22 protein-coding genes and 1 riboswitch are annotated in these 20,527 nt (G+C 67.1%); of the genes, 15 read left to right on the top strand and 7 right to left on the bottom strand.

Translation table 11 applies throughout. The annotated features are described in order from the left end of the window. Window position 1: 1 nt before the first annotated feature. Together J8I35_RS24310 and J8I35_RS24305 are read right to left on the bottom strand one after the other, a co-directional pair. Window positions 2-1,234, bottom strand: a complete 1,233-nt coding sequence (locus J8I35_RS24310) for a 3-methyl-2-oxobutanoate dehydrogenase (2-methylpropanoyl-transferring) subunit alpha (protein WP_059573914.1) — start codon at window positions 1,232-1,234, stop codon at window positions 2-4. A gap of 388 nt (window positions 1,235-1,622) precedes the next feature. After that, window positions 1,623-2,249 carry a flavin reductase family protein gene (locus J8I35_RS24305; RefSeq protein ID WP_209927375.1) on the bottom strand — a complete coding sequence of 209 codons (627 nt, stop codon included), beginning with the start codon at window positions 2,247-2,249 and terminating at the stop codon, window positions 1,623-1,625. Between the two features lie 902 nt (window positions 2,250-3,151). On the opposite strand from J8I35_RS24305, the gene J8I35_RS24300 reads away from it, so the two are divergent. From J8I35_RS24300 to J8I35_RS24285, 4 genes are all read left to right on the top strand, one after another. After that, window positions 3,152-4,177: a substrate-binding domain-containing protein gene (locus tag J8I35_RS24300; RefSeq protein ID WP_209927372.1), complete on the top strand. Its 1,026-nt coding sequence runs from the start codon at window positions 3,152-3,154 to the stop codon at window positions 4,175-4,177. A gap of 64 nt (window positions 4,178-4,241) precedes the next feature. Next, entirely contained in the window at window positions 4,242-5,270 is a 1,029-nt protein-coding gene (locus tag J8I35_RS24295; RefSeq protein ID WP_050015129.1) for an ABC transporter substrate-binding protein, read from the top strand. A gap of 17 nt (window positions 5,271-5,287) precedes the next feature. Beyond that, window positions 5,288-6,112, top strand: coding sequence for an ABC transporter permease (locus J8I35_RS24290; protein ID WP_050015128.1), 825 nt, complete (start codon window positions 5,288-5,290; stop codon window positions 6,110-6,112). Between the two features lie 10 nt (window positions 6,113-6,122). After that, entirely contained in the window at window positions 6,123-7,025 is a 903-nt protein-coding gene (locus tag J8I35_RS24285; protein ID WP_209927370.1) for an ABC transporter permease subunit, read from the top strand. Window positions 7,026-7,055: 30 nt separating this feature from the next. Here the strand turns inward: J8I35_RS24285 and J8I35_RS24280 are convergent, their stop codons facing one another. Beyond that, window positions 7,056-8,108 carry an RNA-guided endonuclease TnpB family protein gene (locus J8I35_RS24280; RefSeq protein ID WP_209927367.1) on the bottom strand — a complete coding sequence of 351 codons (1,053 nt, stop codon included), beginning with the start codon at window positions 8,106-8,108 and terminating at the stop codon, window positions 7,056-7,058. A gap of 92 nt (window positions 8,109-8,200) precedes the next feature. Between J8I35_RS24280 and J8I35_RS24275 the strand changes: the two genes are divergently transcribed. From J8I35_RS24275 to J8I35_RS24265, 3 genes are all read left to right on the top strand, one after another. Further along, window positions 8,201-9,232 carry an ABC transporter ATP-binding protein gene (locus tag J8I35_RS24275; RefSeq protein ID WP_124639063.1) on the top strand — a complete coding sequence of 344 codons (1,032 nt, stop codon included), beginning with the start codon at window positions 8,201-8,203 and terminating at the stop codon, window positions 9,230-9,232. An 83-nt stretch (window positions 9,233-9,315) separates the two neighbouring features. Beyond that, window positions 9,316-10,140 (top strand): phosphodiesterase, encoded by an 825-nt coding sequence (locus J8I35_RS24270; RefSeq protein WP_209927365.1) that lies wholly within the window; start codon window positions 9,316-9,318, stop codon window positions 10,138-10,140. A 178-nt stretch (window positions 10,141-10,318) separates the two neighbouring features. Beyond that, window positions 10,319-11,518, top strand: a complete 1,200-nt coding sequence (locus tag J8I35_RS24265; protein ID WP_209927363.1) for an MFS transporter — start codon at window positions 10,319-10,321, stop codon at window positions 11,516-11,518. Window positions 11,519-11,539: 21 nt separating this feature from the next. On the opposite strand, the gene J8I35_RS24260 is transcribed toward J8I35_RS24265, so the two are convergent. Then, on the bottom strand, window positions 11,540-12,718 hold the full coding sequence (locus tag J8I35_RS24260) for an EamA family transporter (RefSeq protein ID WP_209927361.1): 1,179 nt from the start codon (window positions 12,716-12,718) through the stop codon (window positions 11,540-11,542). Window positions 12,719-12,814: 96 nt separating this feature from the next. Between J8I35_RS24260 and J8I35_RS24255 the strand changes: the two genes are divergently transcribed. The 3 genes from J8I35_RS24255 (at window position 12,815) to J8I35_RS24245 (ending at window position 13,859) form a co-directional block, all read left to right on the top strand. Then, complete coding sequence (locus J8I35_RS24255; RefSeq protein WP_209927423.1) at window positions 12,815-13,024, top strand: hypothetical protein; 210 nt, start codon at window positions 12,815-12,817, stop codon at window positions 13,022-13,024. Between the two features lie 203 nt (window positions 13,025-13,227). Continuing rightward, window positions 13,228-13,581: a type II toxin-antitoxin system RelE/ParE family toxin gene (locus tag J8I35_RS24250; protein ID WP_209927359.1), complete on the top strand. Its 354-nt coding sequence runs from the start codon at window positions 13,228-13,230 to the stop codon at window positions 13,579-13,581. Continuing rightward, window positions 13,578-13,859 (top strand): XRE family transcriptional regulator, encoded by a 282-nt coding sequence (locus J8I35_RS24245; RefSeq protein ID WP_050015116.1) that lies wholly within the window; start codon window positions 13,578-13,580, stop codon window positions 13,857-13,859. Before J8I35_RS24250 ends, J8I35_RS24245 begins: the two co-directional genes overlap by 4 nt. Window positions 13,860-13,884: 25 nt before the next feature. Here the strand turns inward: J8I35_RS24245 and J8I35_RS24240 are convergent, their stop codons facing one another. From J8I35_RS24240 to J8I35_RS24230, 3 genes are all read right to left on the bottom strand, one after another. Next, window positions 13,885-14,673 carry a molybdopterin-dependent oxidoreductase gene (locus tag J8I35_RS24240; protein WP_124557236.1) on the bottom strand — a complete coding sequence of 263 codons (789 nt, stop codon included), beginning with the start codon at window positions 14,671-14,673 and terminating at the stop codon, window positions 13,885-13,887. A 27-nt stretch (window positions 14,674-14,700) separates the two neighbouring features. Beyond that, window positions 14,701-15,336 (bottom strand): cytochrome b/b6 domain-containing protein, encoded by a 636-nt coding sequence (locus tag J8I35_RS24235; protein ID WP_089488301.1) that lies wholly within the window; start codon window positions 15,334-15,336, stop codon window positions 14,701-14,703. Window positions 15,337-15,412: 76 nt separating this feature from the next. Beyond that, entirely contained in the window at window positions 15,413-15,688 is a 276-nt protein-coding gene (locus J8I35_RS24230; RefSeq protein WP_027807507.1) for a pentapeptide MXKDX repeat protein, read from the bottom strand. A gap of 65 nt (window positions 15,689-15,753) precedes the next feature. Between J8I35_RS24230 and J8I35_RS24225 the strand changes: the two genes are divergently transcribed. From J8I35_RS24225 to J8I35_RS24205, 5 genes are all read left to right on the top strand, one after another. Further along, window positions 15,754-15,927 carry a hypothetical protein gene (locus J8I35_RS24225; RefSeq protein ID WP_209927356.1) on the top strand — a complete coding sequence of 58 codons (174 nt, stop codon included), beginning with the start codon at window positions 15,754-15,756 and terminating at the stop codon, window positions 15,925-15,927. A gap of 31 nt (window positions 15,928-15,958) precedes the next feature. Further along, window positions 15,959-16,075, top strand: a riboswitch (TPP riboswitch). Between the two features lie 124 nt (window positions 16,076-16,199). Beyond that, window positions 16,200-18,131, top strand: a complete 1,932-nt coding sequence (gene thiC, locus J8I35_RS24220; RefSeq protein WP_050015108.1) for a phosphomethylpyrimidine synthase ThiC — start codon at window positions 16,200-16,202, stop codon at window positions 18,129-18,131. Window positions 18,132-18,363: 232 nt separating this feature from the next. After that, window positions 18,364-18,576 (top strand): glycine zipper 2TM domain-containing protein, encoded by a 213-nt coding sequence (locus tag J8I35_RS24215; RefSeq protein ID WP_011545020.1) that lies wholly within the window; start codon window positions 18,364-18,366, stop codon window positions 18,574-18,576. Between the two features lie 219 nt (window positions 18,577-18,795). Next, window positions 18,796-19,050 (top strand): hypothetical protein, encoded by a 255-nt coding sequence (locus J8I35_RS24210; RefSeq protein ID WP_006497666.1) that lies wholly within the window; start codon window positions 18,796-18,798, stop codon window positions 19,048-19,050. 152 nt (window positions 19,051-19,202) lie between these two features. Next, window positions 19,203-20,129: a DMT family transporter gene (locus J8I35_RS24205; RefSeq protein ID WP_089488300.1), complete on the top strand. Its 927-nt coding sequence runs from the start codon at window positions 19,203-19,205 to the stop codon at window positions 20,127-20,129. Window positions 20,130-20,527: the final 398 nt, after the last annotated feature.

Genomic DNA, 20,527 nt, shown 5'->3' with positions numbered 1-20,527 from the left:
ATCACGCTCCCAGTTCCTGGCGCTGACGGCGCAGGTGCGCGGGCAGCTCCTTGTAGACGTCGTCGAACATCGAGGCCGGCGACGGAATCCGGTCGTCGGCCAGCGTCCCGTATTTCTCCGCTTCCTTCTGCGCGGCGATCACCTCGGCCTCGAGCTCGGCCGTCAACGCGTCGTGCGCGCTGTCCGACCAGATGCCCTTCACGATCAGGTGACGCTTGAAGCGCTCGATCGGATCCCCGAGCGGGAAATGGGACCAGTCGTCGCTCGGCCGGTACTTGGTCGGATCGTCCGACGTCGAATGCGCGCCCGCACGGTAGGTCACCCACTCGATCAGCGTCGGGCCGAGGTTGCGACGCGCGCGTTCGGCGGCCCAGCTGGAGGCCGCGTAGATCGCGAGGAAGTCGTTGCCGTCGACGCGCAGCGACGCGATCCCGCAGCCGACGCCGCGCCCGGCGAACGTCGTGCCCTCGCCGCCCGCGATCGCCTGGAACGTCGAGATCGCCCACTGGTTGTTGACCACGTTCAGCACGACCGGCGCGCGGTACACGTGCGCGAACGTGAGCGCGGTGTGAAAATCGGCTTCGGCCGTCGCGCCGTCGCCGATCCACGCGGACGCGATCTTCGTGTCGCCCTTGATCGCCGACGCCATCGCCCAGCCAACCGCCTGGATGAACTGCGTCGCGAGGTTGCCGGAAATGGAGAAGAAGCCGGCTTCGCGGTCCGAGTACATCACCGGAAGCTGGCGCCCCTTCAGCGGATCGCCTTCGTTCGACATCAGCTGGCAGATCATCCGCTCGAGCGGCACGTCGCGCGCGATCAGGATGCTTTGCTGCCGGTAGGTCGGAAAGCACATGTCGCCGTCGCGCAGCGCCATCGCGTGCGCGGTGCCGATCGCCTCTTCGCCGAGGCTCAACATGTAAAAGGAGATTTTCTTCTGACGCTGCGCGATCATCATGCGCGCGTCGAAAATGCGGGTCTTGAGCATCGCGCGCAGCCCGGCGATCAGCCGTGCATCGTCGAGATCGGGGGCCCACGGGCCGACGGCCTTGCCGCTGTCGTCGAGCACGCGCACGAGGCTGCGGGCGAGATTGGCGGTGTCTGCCGCGGCAACGTCGATCGGCGGGCGGCGGACGGCGCCGGCCGGCGATAGATGCAGGTAGGAAAAGTCCGTCTTGCAGCCCGGGCGCCCGGTGGGCTCCGGCACATGCAGACGCAATGGCTCTGACAGGCTCATCGTGTCGTCTCCACGCTCGATTGTGTCTCACGCTGTTTGGGAACGCGCGGGCCGGTTGCCGGCCTGCGCGCGAGCTGACGCGCGGATAAGCACGTCAACCTTAGAAATCTATGCCTTGCCGCGACGGGCGTCGATGCCCAAGCCGCTCGTTCGTCGTGAGCAGATTTGCCATGGTGGCGATCGGCGAAGGATGGGTTTGCTGCAGCGCATCGTCGCTGGGCTGGCGGCGACGACGAGCGGGCATCGAGGGACGGACGGACCGGTGTCGTCCCGATCATGTGAGGGTACGAAGCAAAAGACCCCGCGAAATCCTGGATCGTCGCGAGGTCTTTCGTCGGATGCGGGCGCTCGTGCGCCCGGTTGCCGGCTTACTGCGGCGTGCGATCGATCACGCGTCGGGACGGAACAGATCGAAGCGACTGTCGGGCGTCACGTGTACATAGGCCGACGGGCCGCCCGCACGAAGAATGATGCCCGCGCCGAACGTGTCGAAGATGCCGTCCTTCAGCAGGTCATGGCGGATATGGACCGCGACGACCTCACCCAGCACGAGCGTGGCCGGCGTCTCGACGCCGTGGTGATCGCGCAGCCGGATCACGTCGGTCACCTTGCATTCGAAGTTCACGCCGCTTTCCGCGACGCGCGGCACGTCGACGAGGCGCGACGGCACCGCGGTCAAGCCGCCGAGTTCGAACTCGTTCACGTCGTACGGCACGGCGGCGCAGGTCTGGTTCATCCGCTCGGCCAGATCGCGCGTCGCGAGGTTCCACACGAACTCGCCGGTCTCCTGCACGTTGCGCACGCTGTCCTTCGCGGCGGTGCTCGAAAAGCCGATGATCGGCGGCCGATAGTTGAACGCGTTGGAGAAGCTGTACGGCGCGAGGTTCAGCGTGCCGTCGCTGCCGCGGGATGAAATCCAGCCGATCGGGCGTGGGCCGATGATCGCGTTCAACGGGTCGTGCGGCAGGCCGTGGCCTTGCGACGGCTCGTAATAGTGATGGGTCGATTCGGTCATGACGGATGGGATTGCGAGAGGTAAACGAGAGGAAGGCTGTCGGCGGGACGCGTTGGCCGGTGGCGACGCAAGCGTCCGGTGCGACGTGCGTGCCAGTATCACATGGCGCGGTTTTCGGCGCAGTGAAGCGCATCGTGAGCGGCGCGGACGCGCCGCTGCATGTGCGTGCGCCAAATAAAAAACCCGCGAGCGCTGCGTTTCTCGCGGGTTTTTTACGCCTTCGTCGAATCGAATCGCATCAGCGCAATCGATGGTGCCGGGGACCGGACTCGAACCGGCAAGCCAGTTAAGGCGGCGGATTTTCGTCACACTGCTTCTTTCAAAGCCGGCGGCGCGTACGCGAGCCGTTCGTGCGCTGGACTATGCCTTCACCGTCGCGCGCGGGCGTGACCGCTGCCCGTGCGCCTTAGGCGCCCCCCGTCTAGTCTCTACACCTTCCTCGCGGATGCCGCGAGGCTTGGCTCGGCGTTGCCTCGATGCGCACATCAGGGGTTTCGCCGAATTTGAAGGGTTCTGCACCGACCGTTTCCGGCCGGGCACTCAATCGTTTAAGTCCGCTATGTTTACCAATTTCATCACCCCGGCAAGAGGGCGGACGCGATTCTACCATTGCTTGGCGCATGCGTTCCCTTATTCCGCCGTGCCGCATCGCGACACCGGCCGTCATCGCATCGCTTCTTCCTCAGCGTTCGACGCCGATACGACACCGACACCACACGGCCCGCCGATTTCGTCCCGCCCCGCGACCTGCCCCGATACAATCGACCGCGCGTCGTCCCACGGCCCCAACGGTCTGACGTTTGTATCGTGCTTCTCGCGAAACAAGCGTCGCGTGCGTCATCGCGAAGTCACAAACGTTTTCGATAATTCCCCCGCCGAAAACGTTTACATCGCATGACTTCATGACCTCGACCATCAAGGACGTCGCCGCCCTCGCGGGCTTCTCGATCGCCACCGTTTCGCGTGCGATCAACGCGCCGCATACCGTCAGCCCCGCCACGCTGCAGACGATCCGCACCGCCATCGACACGCTGCAGTTCCGCCCGAGCCCGCTCGGCCGGCAATTGCGCGGCGAGCGCACGCGGCTCGTCGGCGTCGTCGTGCCGACGCTGTCGAACCCGGTGTTCGCCGACTGCCTGCAAGGCATCGACGAACTCGCGACCGCGGCCGGTTTCAAGCTGATCCTGATGACGACCGAATACGACGCGGCGCGCGAGCGTCATGCGATTGAGACGCTGCGCGAGCAACGCGTCGAAGGGCTGATCCTCACCGTCGCCGATGCGGACACGCACCCGCTGCTCGACATGCTCGACCGCGACGGCCCGCATTACGTGCTGATGCACAACGACACGCAGCGCCGTCCGTCGGTGTCGGTCGACAACCGCCGCGCCGCGTATGACGGCGTGCAACGGCTGACCGCGCACGGCCATCGCCGCGTGCTGATGCTGGCCGGTTCGCTCGCCGCGTCGGATCGCGCGCGCCAGCGTCATCTCGGTTATGCGCAGGCGCTCGAGGAAGTCGGCGTGGCGCCGCTGCCGCCCGTCGAAGTCGACTTCAACGCACCCGAGCTGCCCGATGCGGTGCTCGCGCATCTCACCGCGCACGCCACGCGCCCGACCGCCCTCTTCTGCAGCAACGACCTGCTCGCGATGGTCGTGATGCGCGGCCTGCGCCGCGCGGGTTTCTCGATTCCCGACGACCTGTCGGTGCTCGGCTTCGACGGGATCGCGATCGGCGAGCTGCTTGCGCCGCCGCTCGCGAGCGTCGCGACGCCGAACCGCGACATCGGCCGCCACGCGTGGCAGCGTCTCGTCGAATGCATCGGCGGCGCGCCCATCGACCGCACGTCGACGATCCTGCCGCATGCGGTGCGCGACGGCGCGACGATTGCTCCGCCGGCCACCGACCTGCAACTGCGCAACGCCTGATCGCAACACGCACGCGCGACGCAACCGATCACCCCGTACCACACCACTCGCCCGGAGATTCACCGTGTCCTTTCGCCTGACCTCGCTGCTGCGCGCGCTTGCCGCGCCGCTCGCCCTTGCCGCGCTCGTCGCCGGCGCCCCCGCTGCCCACGCCGACGAAACGGCGATCTGCTACAACTGCCCGCCCGAATGGGCCGACTGGGCCGCGCAGATCGCCGCGATCAAGCAGAAGACCGGCATCCGCGTGCCGTCCGACAACAAGAACTCGGGCCAGGCGATCGCGCAGCTGATCGCCGAGCAGAAGAGCCCGGTGGCCGACGTCGTCTACCTCGGCGTGTCGTCGGCATTCCAGGCGAAGGACAAGGGCGTGATCGCGCCGTACAAACCCGCGCACTGGAACGACATCCCCGCGAACCTGAAGGACCCGCAAGGCTACTGGTTCGCGATCCACTCGGGCACGCTCGGCTTCTTCGTGAACAAGGACGCGCTCGACGGCAAGCCGGTGCCGCGTTCGTGGGGCGACCTGCTGAAGCCCGAATACAAGGGCATGGTCGGCTATCTCGATCCGTCGAGCGCGTTCGTCGGCTATGCGGGCGCGGTCGCCGTCAACCAGGCGCTCGGCGGCAGCCTCGACAACTTCAAGCCGGGCCTCGACTGGTTCCGCAAGCTCAAGGCCAACGCGCCGATCGTGCCGAAGCAAACGGCCTATGCACGCGTGCTGTCCGGCGAGATTCCGATCCTGCTCGACTACGACTTCGACGCGTATCGCGCGAAATACAAGGACAACGCCAACGTCGAGTTCGTGATTCCGAAGGAAGGCACGATCGCGGTGCCGTACGTGATGAGCCTCGTGAAGGGCGCGCCGCACGACGCGAACGGCAAGAAGGTGCTCGACTTCGTGCTGTCGGACGAAGGCCAGAAGCTGTGGGCCAATGCCTACCTGCGCCCGGTGCGTGCGCAGACGCTCGGCGCCGACATCGCCGCGAAGTTCCTGCCGGCGAGCGAATACGCGCGGGCGAAACCGGTCGACTTCGGCAAGATGGCGGCCGGCCAGCAGGCGTTCGGCCAGCAGTACCTGCAGATCATGCAGTAAGCCGCGGGACGCAACCGATGCTCGACCTGACTTTTCCGCTGCGCTGGCGCATCGCGCTCGTCGCGCCGGCGCTGGCGGTATTCGCCGCGTTCTGGTTGCTGCCGATGGCGTCGCTCGTGCAGGTGTCCGCCGACGGCGCCTTCTTCTCGCACTACGCGGCACTGCTCGGCAATGCGCGCTACATGAAGAGCCTCGGCGAGACGGTGGCGCTGTCCGCGGGCGTCACGCTCGCGACGCTCGCGCTGTCGACGATCTCCGGCCTGCTGCTCGCGCGCCGCGAATTCGCCGGCAAGCGCGTGCTGCTCGCGCTGCTCACGTTTCCGCTCGCGTTCCCGGGCGTCGTCGTCGGCTTCATGGTGATCATGCTCGCCGGGCGCCAGGGGCTGATCGGCATGCTGTCGGCGAAACTCACCGGCGACAAGTTCGTATTCGCGTATTCGGTGGCCGGCCTGTTCATCGGCTACCTGTACTTCTCGATTCCGCGCGTGATCGTCACCGTGATCGCGGCCGCGTCGAAGCTCGACGCGTCGCTCGAGGAAGCCGCGCGTTCGCTCGGCGCGTCGCCGTGGCGCATCTTCGTCGACATCGTGCTGCCCGCGCTGGCGCCGGGCCTGGTCGCGGCCGGTGCGATCTGCTTCGCGACCGCGATGGGCGCGTTCGGCACCGCGTTCACGCTCGCCACCGACCTGAACGTGCTGCCGATGACGATCTACACCGAATTCACGCTGAACGCGAACATCGCGACCGCGGCCGGCCTGTCGATCGTGCTCGGCATCGTCACCTGGGCCGTGCTCGCGCTCGCGCGTCGCTTCACCGGTCACACCGCCGCCGCCGCGGCCTGAGGATTTACGCATGCAATCGCTTTCCGGCTCTTCCGCACCGTCGCCGACACCCGCTCCAGCGCCGCTGCACGCGACACGCGCCGCCCGGCATGCGCCGCGGGTCGCCGGCGCGCGTGCGATCGCCGCGCTGCAATGGGGCGTCACGCTGCTGCTGTGCGCGTTCCTGATCGTGCCCGTCGTGATGTCGGTGCTCGCGGGGCTGACCGTCAACTATTTCCGCGGCCTGTCGAGCGGCCTCACGCTGCGCTGGCTCGAACAGGTGTGGCAGCAGTATCACGGCTCGGTCGCGCTGTCGCTCTACGTCGCGTTCGCGACGCTCGCGATCGTGCTCGCGGTCGGCGTGCCGGCCGGCTATGCGCTCGCGCGCAGCAAGAGTCGTATCGCTCGGGCGATCGAGGAAGCGCTCGTGCTGCCGGTCGCGCTGCCGGGGCTGGCTTCGGCGCTCGCGCTGCTGGTCGTGTACGGCGGCTTCACCGCGTTCCGGATGAGCCTGTGGTTCATCGTCGTCGGCCACGTCGTGTTCACGCTGCCGTTCATGGTGCGCGCGGTCGCGGCCGTCGCGGCCGGCGCCGACCTGCGCACGCTCGAGGAAGGCGCGGCGAGCCTCGGCGCATCGTTCGTCACGCGCTTCGTCACGATCGTGCTGCCGAACCTGCGGCCGGGCATCGTCGCCGGTGCGCTCGCGGTGCTCACGCTGTCGATCGGCGAGTTCAACCTCACGTGGATGCTGCATACGCCTGACACCAAGACGCTGCCGGTCGGGCTCGCCGATACCTATGCATCGCTGCGCCTCGAAGTCGGCAGCGCGTACACGATCCTGTTCCTGCTGATGACGCTGCCGCTGCTCGTCGCGATGCAGTGGCTCGGCGTCGATCCGTCCGGTACGCGCGCACTGAAGAAGCGCCCGCGCTGAAATTTTCGCAGACTTGACGTCCTCGTCCGCCTAAAGGCGGAGGATTCCCACACCTGGCGATGCACGTCCGCATCGGAGAATGTTCAGCGCAGCGTTGATATCACGATCATGCACGACACCACATCCACTGCAGGCCCATTCTCTTATTCGCAGTCCCGCGATACCTTTCGGCCGCGTCGTGCTGTCTTTCGACCCGCACGACGAACAGGACTGGGTAGAACCGCTTTCGTCGACTTCCTCGAACGTGGCTCCGTGCGCGATCGCTTTGTAGCGGAGCTTGTTCCGGAAGGACGACCAGGATGCGTCGTAGACGCTCTTCGCCATCCTGGTTCTGGCGAGTTTGACGGCAGATACGTTGCCGACCGCGATGTAATCGAAGCGCCGCACCAGATCGAGCGCGAGCTTATGCTGGAAATCGGCACGGGCATTCGCGACCTTGGCATGCAGCTTCGCGATATGCCGCTTGTGCTTTCGTGCCCGTTGCGCTTTCGCCAGCTTCTCCGCCGCGCGTCGGCCGAACCGGTCATTCGGCAGTTTTTCGCCCGTCGAAAGTGTGGCGAAGTCTTTCAGGCCGAGATCGATGCCGACGCCCGAACGGATCGGTCGAGCCTGTACATGCGGCATCTCGATCACGATGTTGAGAAACCAGTTGCCGCGCGCATCCTGCGCAAAGTTGGTTCCATCCTTGATCTTGCCTTCGGGAAGCGGTCGACTGTTGAACACCCGAAAAATATTTCCGGCAAAGCGAAACGCGCCGCCCTCGCGCTTCAGGTCGCGGCCCTTCAGCGGCACCCAGCCAAGCGATTTCCTGCCGCGATAGCGCAGGTAGGGCCGACGGCGCTGACTGCGCGACTTCACGTATTGCTCGCACGTCGCGTTGATCGTGCCGGAGTGGATGCCAAGTTCCTTACTGCTACCAGTGGTGAGCACATTCAAGTCGAAACCGGTCGGCCACTTCTTGTTCCACTTGAGCGCGTGCTTCTGCGTGTCGTTGCAGAAGTTCCAGACGTAGTTCACCGCGCGGCTCTGCTTGTTGAGCAGTCCGTTGAGCGACTTCACCCGGTAGCGGTAGACAAGGATCATGCCGGTGATCCTAACCCGTGGAAGAAGCTGCCTGTCAACAGCACGCCTTTCCTTCCCGCCATCAATGGCGGGGTTTCTCGGAGCAAATTCAGATGAAACTCGATTCCACTCCCATTACCCTGACCGGCTGCGCGAAGACGTTCCGCGGCACACGCGTGCTCGAACCGCTCGACCTGTCGATCGGCGCCGGCGAAACGCTCGTGCTGCTCGGGCCGTCCGGCTGCGGCAAGACGACCACGCTGCGCCTGATCGCGGGACTCGACACGCCGGACGCCGGCGGCACGATCGCGTTCGGCGACGACGACGTCACCGCACTGCCGATCGAACGCCGGCAAGTCGGCATGGTGTTCCAGAACTACGCGCTGTTTCCGAACCTGACGGTGCGCGGCAACGTCGGCTACGGGCTGAAGATCCGCAAGACCGAACCGCGTACGCTGCGCGAGCGCGTCGACGAACTGCTCGCGATGATGCGGCTCGATGCGCATGCGGACAAGCCGGTCGATCAACTGTCGGGCGGCCAGCGGCAGCGCGTCGCGCTGGCGCGCGCGCTCGCGGTGCGCCCGCGCGTGCTGCTGCTCGACGAACCGCTGACCGCGCTCGACGCGAAGCTGCGCGACGTGCTGCGTCGCGACATGAACGCGCTGCTGCGCGAGCTCGGCGTGACGACCGTCTACGTGACGCACGACCAGGCCGAAGCGATGGAGCTCGGCGACCGGATCGTCGTGATGGGCGCGGGCCGCATCGAGCAGATCGGCACGCCGCGGGAGATCTACTACCAGCCCGCGAACCGCACGGTCGCGCAGTTCATCGGCACGCTGAACCGGCTCGCGGGCCAGTGGCGCGACGGCGCGCTCGAAACGACGGGCGGCGCGATCGCCACGCCGCATGCGGCCGACGAATGGTTCTTCCGCCCCGAGGATGCGCAGCTCGCCGATCCTGCGCATGCATCGCTGCGCGGTGCGGTCGGTGCGTGCGCGTTCCTCGGCGAACGCACGCGGCTCACGATCGAGCATGCGGCGCCCGACGCGCTCGTGATCGACGTGCCGGGTCGCGTCGCGCTTGCGCGCGGCACGGCGGTCGGCCTCACGATCGCGCCGGAAGGCTTGATCGCGCTCGGCGCGTAAGCCGTCGATCGGGCATCATCCAGGCAGCACCCCACGCGGCGCCCGCCGCCGCGACGACAACCAGACGATTCCGAGGAACGACGATGCTGCTTGCTCAAATCAGCGATCTCCACATCAAGCGGCCGGGCCAGCTCGCGTACCGGCGCGTCGACACGGCCGCCGCGCTCGCGCGCTGCGTCGAGAAACTGAACGCCCTCGTGCCGCGCCCCGACGCCGTGCTCGTCACCGGCGACCTGACCGACTTCGGCCACGACGAAGAGTACGGCAACCTGCGCGGGCTGCTCGACGCGCTCGAGATTCCGTATTACCTGATGATCGGCAATCACGACGACCGCGCCGGTTTGCGCCGCGCATTCGCCGATCGCGCCGAGCTGCAGGACGGCGAATTCGTGCAGTACGCGCTCGACGTCGGCACGGTGCGCGTGCTCGCGCTCGATTCGCAGGTGCCGGGCGCGAGCCACGGCGACCTGTGCGACGCCCGCCTCGCGTGGCTCGCCGCGCAGCTCGACGCCGCGCGCGACCGGCCGGTGATCGTCGCGCTGCATCACCCGCCGTTTGTGTCCGGTATCGGGCACATGGACAAGCTGCGTCTCGCGCCCGCCGCCGCCGCGAAACTCGATGCGCTGCTACGCGGCCATCCGAACGTCGAGCGCGTGCTGTGCGGTCACGTGCACCGCACGATGTTCACGCGCTTCGGCGGCACGCTCGCGTGCGCGGTGCCGTCGCCCGCGCATCAGGTCGCCTTCGACTTGCGGGTTGATGGGCCGTCCGCATTCCGGCTCGAACCGCCGGCGTTCGCGGTCCATCGTCATGCGCCCGATACGGGGATGACGTCGCATCACGTCTATGTGGACGAAGGCGCCGGACCGTATCCGTTCTACGAGCCGACGGGCGAGCTGGTCGACTGACGACGTGAAGCGTGTGCCGTGACGGGGGCGGCCGGCCGGTTGTGCCCGTTATACCGGTTATGCGGCCGGCAGGATTCGCGTCGCTCCGGTATGATCGGCAGCCTCGACCGGCGCCCGGCCTGACTGCGCACCCGACGCGTGCGCCGCTGCCGCGCCGCCCCACTCCGTCGCCGCCGCCATGTCCACTGCCTCGACCGACCGTCCGACCGACGCCCCCTCGCCCCACTACTCGCGCGGCCTGCTGTTGCTGCTTGCGACGATCGCGGGCGTATCGGTCGCGAACATCTACTACAACCAGCCGCTGCTCGACAGCTTCCGCTCGTCCTTCCCCGACAGCGCGTCATGGATCGGCGTGGTGCCGACCGCGACGCAGCTCGGCTATGCGGCCGGCATGTTCCTGCTCGCGCCGCTCGGCGACCGCTTCGATCGCCGCGGGCTGATCCTGCTGCAGATCGCCGCGCTGTCGATCGCGCTGATCGCGGCGGCCGCCGCGCCGTCGCTCGTCGTACTCGCACTCGCGAGCCTCGCGATCGGCATCCTCGCGACCATCGCGCAGCAGGCCGTGCCGTTCGCCGCCGAAATCGCGCCGCCGGCCGAACGCGGCCACGCGGTCGGCACCGTGATGAGCGGCCTGCTGCTCGGCATCCTGCTCGCGCGTACCGCCGCCGGCTTCGTCGCCGAGTATTTCGGCTGGCGCGCGGTGTTCGCCGCGTCGGTCGCGGCGCTCGTCGCGCTCGCCGGCGTGATCGTGCTGCGGCTGCCGCGCAGCTCGCCGACGTCGACGCTGTCATACGGCAAGCTGCTCGGCTCGATGTGGCATCTGGCCGTCGAGTTGCGCGGGCTGCGCGAGGCGTCGCTCACGGGCGCCGCGCTGTTCGCGGCGTTCAGCGCATTCTGGCCGGTGCTCACGCTGCTGCTCGCCGGCGCGCCGTTCCATCTTGGCCCGCAGGCAGCCGGCCTGTTCGGGATCGTCGGGGCCGCGGGCGCGCTCGCCGCGCCGTATGCGGGCCGCTCCGCGGACACGCGCGGCCCGCGCGCAGTCATCTCGCTCGCGATCGCGCTGCTCGCGCTGTCGTTCGTGATCTTCGCGCTGTCGGGTTCGAGCCTCGTCGGTCTCGTGATCGGCGTGATCGTGCTCGACGTCGGCGTACAGGCCGCGCAGATCTCGAACCAGTCGCGCATCTATGCGCTGAGGCCGGAGGCGCGCAGCCGCGTGAACACGGTGTACATGGTGTGCTATTTCATCGGCGGCGCGCTCGGCTCGTCGGCCGGCGTCGCCGCATGGCGCGCGTTCGGCTGGACCGGCATGTGCGCAGCCGGGCTGCTGTTTACCGCGCTCGCCGGCTGGTCCCACCATCGCGGCGGCAGGCGCGGCTGAGCACGACCGGCCACCGCGGCGTCACGCGTCGGTGCGCGACGCGGCCGGCTCCGCGGCGACGGGCGGCGGCGCGAACGCCGGGGCCGGGTCGATCACCGCGGCGGGATCCATCACTGCCGCGGGCGTTGGCACCGCGAGCGGGACGGCGGAAGGCGCGAGGATCGGCGCCGCCTCCTGCGTGGCGACCGGCTCGGCGACAGGCGAACCGTCCGCCGTCACCGCCTGCTCGGCCGCCATGGCCGGCGAACCGGCAGCAGCGGCCGCCGCGGGCCGGCGCGCCGGGTCGAACATGAACGACAATCCGACGCTGCCGAGGATCGCGACGGTCGCGACGACGGTCGCCATCGTCACCGGTTCGCCCAGCAGCAGCGCACCGAGCGCGACCGCGACGATCGGGTTCACGTACATGCAGCTGCTCGCGATGATCGGGCTCGTGTGGCGGATCAGGTAGCCGTACGCGACATACGCGGCCATCGTGCAGAACACCATCAGGTACACGAACGCGAACACCGGCCCGACGGCCAGTTGTTCGACGCGTTCGCCGAGCAGCCACGCGACGATCGTCGACATCAGGCCGCCGAGGCCGATCTGCAGCGACGTCGACAGGAACAGGTCCGACGGCAGCTTGAGCCGCGTCGCGAGATGCGCGCCGCCCGCCCAGAACAGCGCGCCGGCCAGCACGCAGATCGTGCCGAGCGCCGAGTTCGAGGCGGCCGAACCGCCCGAATTCAGCACGACGATGCCGACCATCCCGAGCGCGACGGCCGCCCATTCGCCCTTCGTCACCGGCCGCCCGGCCACCGCCGCGATCACGGTCGCGAACAGCGGCACAGTGGCGACCATCACCGCGGCCGACCCGCTGCTGACCGTGCGCATGCCGAGCGCGATCGTGCCGGACGACAGCGCGACGAGCATCGTGCCGACGATCGCCGAGTTGCGGATTTCCACGAGCGTCGGCCACTCGGGCTTGCGCCGCAGCGCGAAGATGAACAGGCCGATCCCGCCGAGCAGGTTGCGCAGCCCCGACAGCAGCAGCGGCGGGAACGACTGCAGCGCGAAATGCAGCCCGCTGTAGGTCGAACCCCAGACGAAATAGATGAAGACCAGCGCGAGCGCCACGCGGCCGCCGCGGCTTTGCGGCAGGCGGATCCGGAACGAAAAACGGGCGAGGAAATCGAGGAGGCGGTCGAGCGGCGTCATCGAGTCACCCGCTCGCACGTCACGCCGCGTGCTCCGCTGAAAGGCGCCGGCGATGCCGGCAAACGGTCCATACGGGACCGGGAAGGCAGAGCGAACGTGCGGGACGACATGGCGGTGCGAACGGCGACGAAAGAGAACCGGCAAGCGGCGGCAAAAGGGCAAAAACGGGGCAAAAAAAACGTGCGCAACCGCGCGGCTGCACACGCTCGGCATTATGGCATCAAGGATTCGAAAGCATCGTCAGACCTGTCTGAAAGATATCGACTGATGTTTCGGCGCGACATTTTTCCGGCGACGGGCCGGTGAAATCGGGGGCCGGATACGCAATGCCGGAACGACCGGCGTGTCGGAGAGTCGCCTGAGTCGCCATTCGCAGCCGTCGATCCAGCATCGGCCGGACGGCGAGTGATGTGCGCCGGCGCTTCGCAGCGCGTCTATCGTGACGGACGGCGTGCCCGCGTGCCGCCGTCTGCAGCCTCTTTCCGATACTCACACCGCCATACAAGATTTTGTATAATTCAGATATCCTTCCGCCGAAGCCGGTCGTTTTCGTCGGCAGCGCGTTGGCCGATCTCCGCGGCTTTCCGCTGCCGGCACGGCGCGAAGCCGGCCACCAGATCGACCAGGTGCAGCGCGGCCTCGCACCCGACGACTGGAAACCGATGCGCACCATCGGCATCGGCGTGCGGGAAATTCGCCTGCGCGATGCGAGCGGCGCCTTCCGGATCGTCTACGTCGCGACGTTCGCCGAAGCCGTCTACGTGCTGCACTGCTTCCGCAAGCAATCGTCGCGCACGAACAAGACCGATATCGACCTCGCCGCCCGCCGGTACCGGTCGTTGATGATGGAGTTGAAACAATGACCAATGAACGTTACGCGAACGTCTGGGACGCAATCGAAAGCGAGCCAGCGGAGGCCGCGAACATGAAGCTGCGCTCCGAACTGATGATCGCGCTCAAGCAGCGCATCGCGCGGCTCGAACTGAGTCAGGCCGAAGCCGCGAAGCAGCTGGGCGTCACGCAGCCGCGCGTGTCCGACCTGATGCGCGGCAAGATCAACCTGTTCGGGCTCGACGCGCTCGTGAACATGGCCGCGGCCGTCGGCCTGCGCGTCGATCTGCAGGTGCGCGAATCCGCATGACGCACGCGCATGCCCCGCGCATCGCTCACGATCCGCCGAACCAGTTGTAGCCCTGATCGACCCAGTAGCCACCCGGAAACGTATCGGTCACGAAGATTTCCATGATGTGCTTCGGGTTCTTGTAGCCGAGCTTGGTCGGCATCCGCAGCTTCATCGGGAAACCGTATTCCGGCGGCAGACGATGGCCGTCGTACTCGAAAGCGAGCAACGTCTGCGGATGCAGCGCGGTCGGCATGTCGATGCTCTCGTAGTAGTCGTCCGCACATTTGAAGCCGACGTATTTCGCGTGCGTATCGGCACCGGCGCGCGCCAGAAACGCGCCGAACGGCGTGCCGCCCCAGCGGCCGATCGCACTCCACCCTTCCACGCAGATATGCCGCGTGATCTGTTCCGCGTGCGGCAGCGCATACAACTCGTCGAGCGTCCACACCCGCTTGCCGGTCACGCGGCCCGACAGCACCAGCCGGTACGTCGACGCGTCGACGTGCCGCACTTCGTCGATCCCGTAGTACGCGTTGAACGGAAACGGCCGCGTGATGTCGGCTTCGGTGTAGGTCGGCGCGAGCTGGTTCGGGTTGAACAGCCACGCCTGCACGCGATCGTTCATGCGCGACACTTTTTCGAGAAACGTGTTGACCGATGCATCATCCTGCAGCGTGCAGCCGGTCAGCATCGCAAGGCCGCCGAGCGTCAGCACGCGCCGGTTGAAGAGCCGTCGCGACGGCATCTCGAGTTCGCGGCGCACGTCAAGCTCGAGCGACTTCCGGTCGAGCGCCCAGCGCGGCTCGCCGCGGGGTTTTTCGGATTCCGACATGATGATTTCCTTCGCCCGCGAAGCGGGTCAGCGGCCGCGCAGCATCGCGAGCAGCGAGCGCGGCACCAGCAACGCCATCGCGACGTGAACGACGACGAATGCGACGAGCAGCGCCATCGCCCAGAAGTGCACGATGCGCGCGTTGTCGTAGCCGCCGAACAGCTCGCGCAGCAACGGGAATTGCACCGATTTCCAGATCGTGAGCCCGGACAGCACCAACAAGACGAGATCGACGATCGCGGTCAGGTACGCGGCACGCTGCACCGCGTTGTAGACGCTCAGGTCGTCGTGCGACAGCCGCCCGCCGAGCGCGGCGCGCACGTCGCGCCACACCGACGCGGGCGTCACGGGCAGCAGCTTGCGTGCGAAGCGCCCCGTCGCGATCGACATCGCGAGGTAGAACAGCCCGTTGCCGACCAGCAGCCACATCGCCGCGAAATGCCATTGCAGCGCGCCGCCGAGCCAGCCGCCGAGCGTGATGCCGTGCGCGAACGTGAACGACGGATAGATCGGCGACGCGTCGTAGATGCGCCAGCCGGACAGCGCCATCAGGATCGCCGCGAGCGCGTTGAGCCAGTGGCTCGCGCGCACCCACCGCGGATGGATCGTCGTCGGCGCGGGCGGCGGCACGCTCGCACGATCGGTGACAGGAACCGTTTGCATGATGATGACTCCCGGAATGAGGCGACGGGACGCGATGCGCGCCGATGACCGGCCGCCCGCGCCCCGCACGCATTCGTCAGTTCGACGGGCTCATGGCGTCCTTCTTCATCGCGTCGCCCTTCTTCATCGCGTCGTGGCCCATCGCATCCTTCTTCATCGCATGCTTCTTCATGCCGTCCTTCTTCATCGCGCCATCCTTGGCCATTGCGTCGTCCTTGGCCATCGCGTCGTGGCCCATCGCGTCCTTCGACATCGACGTGCCGTCCTTCGACATTGCGTCGTTCTGCGCATGGGCGCCCGTTGCGATCGTGGCAAGTGCGGCGATACAGGCGGCGAGGAATACGTTTTTCATGACATCTCTCCGATACATGGGTTTAGGAGCCGAATAGACGGAGCACACCGCTGGAAATGACAGCGATGTCAAAAAAAATTCTAGACCCCGAAAATGAAGATGCCGAATGCTGCATCGCCTGGCGCTATCCGGGCCGGCCGGGACGCCGTTCGGCAGCCGCGATTGCTGCGGCGCACCCTGCCGTTTCGCCGGCCGCGATCCGCCCGCTGCCCGCCGACATCGGCTTCGCACCCGGTTGAAACCACCGCCAAGCCGGTGTATCGTGTGCCCTTGCTAACGCGGGGGTCCTGCAATGCGTTCGGTCAAACAACCGGCATTGCGGGTGAGAAATACCCTTTGAACCTGATCTGGATAATGCCAGCGCAGGGAAGCGTACGGATTTCGCCGCCATCCTTCTGACGAAATCCGCCGCCTCACCAAGCCTCGTCTCCTGCTTAGCTCGAGCCCCACATTCGTCAAGGGCTCCGGGCAAGCGCCGACGCGCCTGCCCGGCGCCCGCACAGGAGATTGCATGAACGCCAATCCGAAGTTTCTGTCTGCCGACGCGCACGTCGACGCCGCTGCCGTCGCGCCGCTGCCCAATTCTCGAAAGGTTTATGTCACCGGCTCGCAGCCCGATATCCGCGTGCCGATGCGCGAGATCACGCAGGCCGACACGCCGACCGGCTTCGGCGGCGAGAAGAATCCGCCGATCTACGTGTACGACACGTCGGGCCCGTACACCGATCCGGACGCGAAGATCGACATCCGCGCGGGCCTGCCCGCACTGCGCCAGCGCTGGATCGAAGCACGCGGCGACACCGAGGTGCTCCCCGGCCTGTCGAGCCAGTACGGCCTCGAGCGCGCGGCCGATCCGGCCACGGCCGACCTGCGTTTCCCGGGCCTGCACCGCAACCCGCGCCGCGCGCAGCCCGGCAAGAACGTCACGCAAATGCACTACGCGCGCCAGGGCATCATCACGCCGGAAATGGAATACATCGCGATCCGCGAGAACCAGCGCCGCGCCGAATACATCGAGAGCCTGAAGTCGAGCGGCCCGAACGGCGCGAAGCTCGCCGCGATGATGGGCCGCCAGCATCCGGGCCAGGCGTTCGGCGCCGCGGCCTTCGGCGCGAACGCGCTGGCCGAGATCACGCCGGAATTCGTGCGCGACGAAATCGCACGCGGCCGCGCGATCATCCCCGCCAACATCAACCACCCGGAATCCGAGCCGATGATCATCGGCCGCAACTTCCTCGTGAAGATCAACGCGAATATCGGCAACTCGGCCGTCACGTCGTCAATCGGCGAGGAAGTCGACAAGATGACGTGGGCGATCCGCTGGGGCGGCGACACGGTGATGGACCTGTCGACCGGCAAGCACATCCATGAAACGCGCGAGTGGATCATCCGCAACAGCCCGGTGCCGATCGGCACGGTGCCGATCTACCAGGCGCTCGAAAAAGTCAACGGCAAGGCCGAGGACCTGACCTGGGAAATCTTCCGCGACACGCTGATCGAACAGGCCGAGCAAGGCGTCGACTACTTCACGATCCACGCGGGCGTGCGCCTGCAGTACGTGCCGCTCACCGCGAACCGGATGACGGGCATCGTGTCGCGCGGCGGCTCGATCATGGCGAAGTGGTGCCTCGCGCATCACAAGGAAAGTTTCCTGTACGAACACTTCGAAGAGATCTGCGAGATCATGAAGGCGTACGACGTGAGCTTCTCGCTCGGCGACGGCCTGCGTCCCGGCTCGATCTACGACGCGAACGACGAAGCGCAGCTCGGCGAACTGAAGACGCTCGGCGAGCTCACGCAGATCGCGTGGAAGCACGACGTGCAGGTGATGATCGAAGGCCCCGGCCACGTGCCGATGCAGTTGATCAAGGAGAACATGGATCTCCAGCTCGACTGGTGCAAGGAAGCGCCGTTCTACACGCTCGGGCCGCTGACCACCGACATCGCACCGGGCTACGACCACATCACGTCGGGCATCGGCGCCGCGATGATCGGCTGGTTCGGCACCGCGATGCTGTGCTACGTGACGCCGAAGGAACACCTCGGGCTGCCGAACAAGGACGACGTGAAGGAAGGGATCATCACGTACAAGCTCGCCGCGCACGCCGCCGACCTCGCCAAGGGTCACCCGGGCGCGCAGGTGCGCGACAACGCGCTGTCGAAGGCGCGCTTCGAGTTCCGCTGGGAAGACCAGTTCAACATCGGTCTCGATCCGGACAAGGCGCGCGAATTCCACGACGAAACGCTGCCGAAGGATTCGGCGAAGGTCGCACACTTCTGCTCGATGTGCGGCCCGCATTTCTGCTCGATGAAGATCACGCAGGACGTGCGCGAATTCGCGGCGCAGCAGGGCGTGTCGGAAACCGAGGCGCTGAAGAAAGGGATGGAGGTCAAGGCGGTCGAGTTCGTGAAGACGGGCGCCGAGATCTATCACCGTCAGTAAGCGCGCGCAGCGGGCCGCACCGGCCCCTCTGGCGATGCCTGAAGCCCGCTTTCGAGCGGGCTTTTTTGCGCATGCCGTGTGCCTGCCGGCGGACCCGAAACAATTGATTACGAAACCGCGGGAGCCTTAACAAGTCCTTACAGCAGCAGCGCGGGGCGGCGCGTAGATTGGGGACATGCGCGGCCGCCAGCCGGTCGTGCGCCTTCCGTTCACTACCACAAGGACAACGATCATGAACTCGATTCGGCGTTTTGGGGTATGCGCGCTCCTCGTCGCGACGGTGGCCAGCCTGTCGGCCTGCGATTCGATGTCGCGACGCCAGCGTGATACGGCAATCGGTGCGGGTGTCGGCGGCGTCGCCGGCGCGGCGATCGGCGGCAACGCGCTGTCGACGCTGGGCGGCGCGGCGGCCGGCGGCATCATCGGTAACCAGGTCGGCAAGTAACGAGTCCGACATTGGCCGGTTGGGCGTCGTCGCCCAGCCGCAGGCCGGCCGGTCCAACGGCGTTTCCGCGGTGCGGAAGCGCCGTTTTCGTATGTCCTGCCGGAACCGGCGCGGCCGCTGCGCCCGGAAATGATCGGTTACCGTTTTTCATGCCGTGTCATCGGTACTCGGCCTAAGCTACAAGCATCTGCCGATAGCCGGCTCCGCCGGAGACACATCATGAACAGGACCTTCGTCGCCGCGGCGCTTGCCTGTACGACGCTTGCCGGCTGCTACTATCCGTACGGCTATTATCCGGGCGGCTATTACACGGCGGCGCCGGTGCCGGTACAGCCCGCGCCCGTGTATGTCGATCCAGCCCCCGCCTATTACTATCCGGCGCCTGCGTATGCGCCTGCATGGGGCGGTTATTGGGGCCCGGCGCTGTCGCTCAATTTCGGCTTCGGCGGACGCGGCGGCTGGCGTCATCACTGACCTGATCGGCCGCGCCGCACGCGGTCGGCCGGCTGCCGCCCGGCGGCAAACCGGCGAAATTCCCGTTTCTTGTCGTTTCATCCGATCATGAAACGACGGTGCGGTCGCGCGGTGTAAGATTCCTCGCATCCCGTCCCCGTCCTCGCCGATCGATGTCGCCCAAGAACGCTTTCCTGCTGACCGTGCTCGCCGCCCTGTGGGGCGCATCCTTCCTGTTCATCCGGGTCGGCGTCGTCGATTTCGGCGTCGCGCCGCTGATGGCGCTGCGTGTGGGTATCGGCGCGCTGTTTCTCGCGGGCTTCGCGCTGACGCGCTTCAAACCCGCCGATCTCGGCGCCCGGCTGCGCCGTCATGCGTGGCCGCTGTTCGTCGTCGGCGCACTGAATTCGGGCATCCCGTTCTGCCTGTTCGCGTTCGCCGAACTGACGCTGTCGGCCGGGTTGACGTCGGTGATCAACGCGACGACACCGCTGTGGGGCGCGCTCGTCGCTTACCTGTGGCTGAAGGACAAGCTGTCGCTGCCGCGCGCGCTCGGCCTCGTGATCGGGTTTGCCGGCGTGCTCACGCTCGTGTGGAACCAGGTCGCGAACGCGCATGGCGACACGGGCGCCAGCGCGACCGCGCTCGCCGCGGCGGCCGCACTCGGCGCGACGCTGCTGTACGGCATCGCGGCCAACTATACAAAACGCAAGCTCAGCGGCGTCGATCCGCTCGTCAACGCAGCCGGCAGCATGATCGGCTCGACCGTGCTGCTGCTGCCGTTCGCGATCGCGACGTGGCCGGCCGCGCCGGTCGGCGTGCACGCATGGGGCGCGGTGCTCGCGCTCGGCGTCGCGTGCACCGGCATCGCGTATTTCATCTTCTTCTACCTGATCGCGCATGTGGGGCCCGCCCGCGCGATTACCGTCACGTTCGTGATTCCCGTGTTCGGGCTGCTGTGGGGCGCGCTGTTCCTCGGCGAACACGTGTCGGCCGTAATGATCGAAGGCTGCGTGATCGTGCTCGTCGGCACCGCGCTCGCCACCGGCGTGATCAAGCGGATTCCGGGCGTCCGACCGCGCGGCGGCGAGGCGACCTGACGATCGGCGCGCGGGGCGCGCACGGACCGCCGCCGGTCGCGCGGCGCTGCCGGTGGCGACGCGACGCGGGTTGGCCGATGCGCCACCGGTCGCACCGCGGTGCGCGGGCATTCGTTTCATTCGTCTGACGGCGGCGGTTGGCCGCCGGAATTTCCCGTACCCGCCTGCGCATCGGGCGGCATCGACGCACGGTCATGCCGCCGCGCTGCCGGGATTGTCGTCTCCGCCGTCACACGCTTCGTTTCGCGACGGTCATGCACCGGACGCATGCACGCGGCGCCAGTCGACGCACCGCTGCGCACGGGCGGAATCGCGGTGTACCGTTTGCGTCTGGAGTTACCCTGATACGCGCGCCGCGGCAATCCCGTTACACTCGGAAAACTTATCCGCAGAAGGCG

It is taken from the genome of Burkholderia sp. CpTa8-5, from assembly GCF_017815045.1.
In the GTDB taxonomy this organism is placed as follows: domain Bacteria; phylum Pseudomonadota; class Gammaproteobacteria; order Burkholderiales; family Burkholderiaceae; genus Burkholderia; species Burkholderia sola.
Note: the sequence above shows the minus strand (reverse complement) of the source record. Positions and strands in the feature narration are given on the sequence as shown.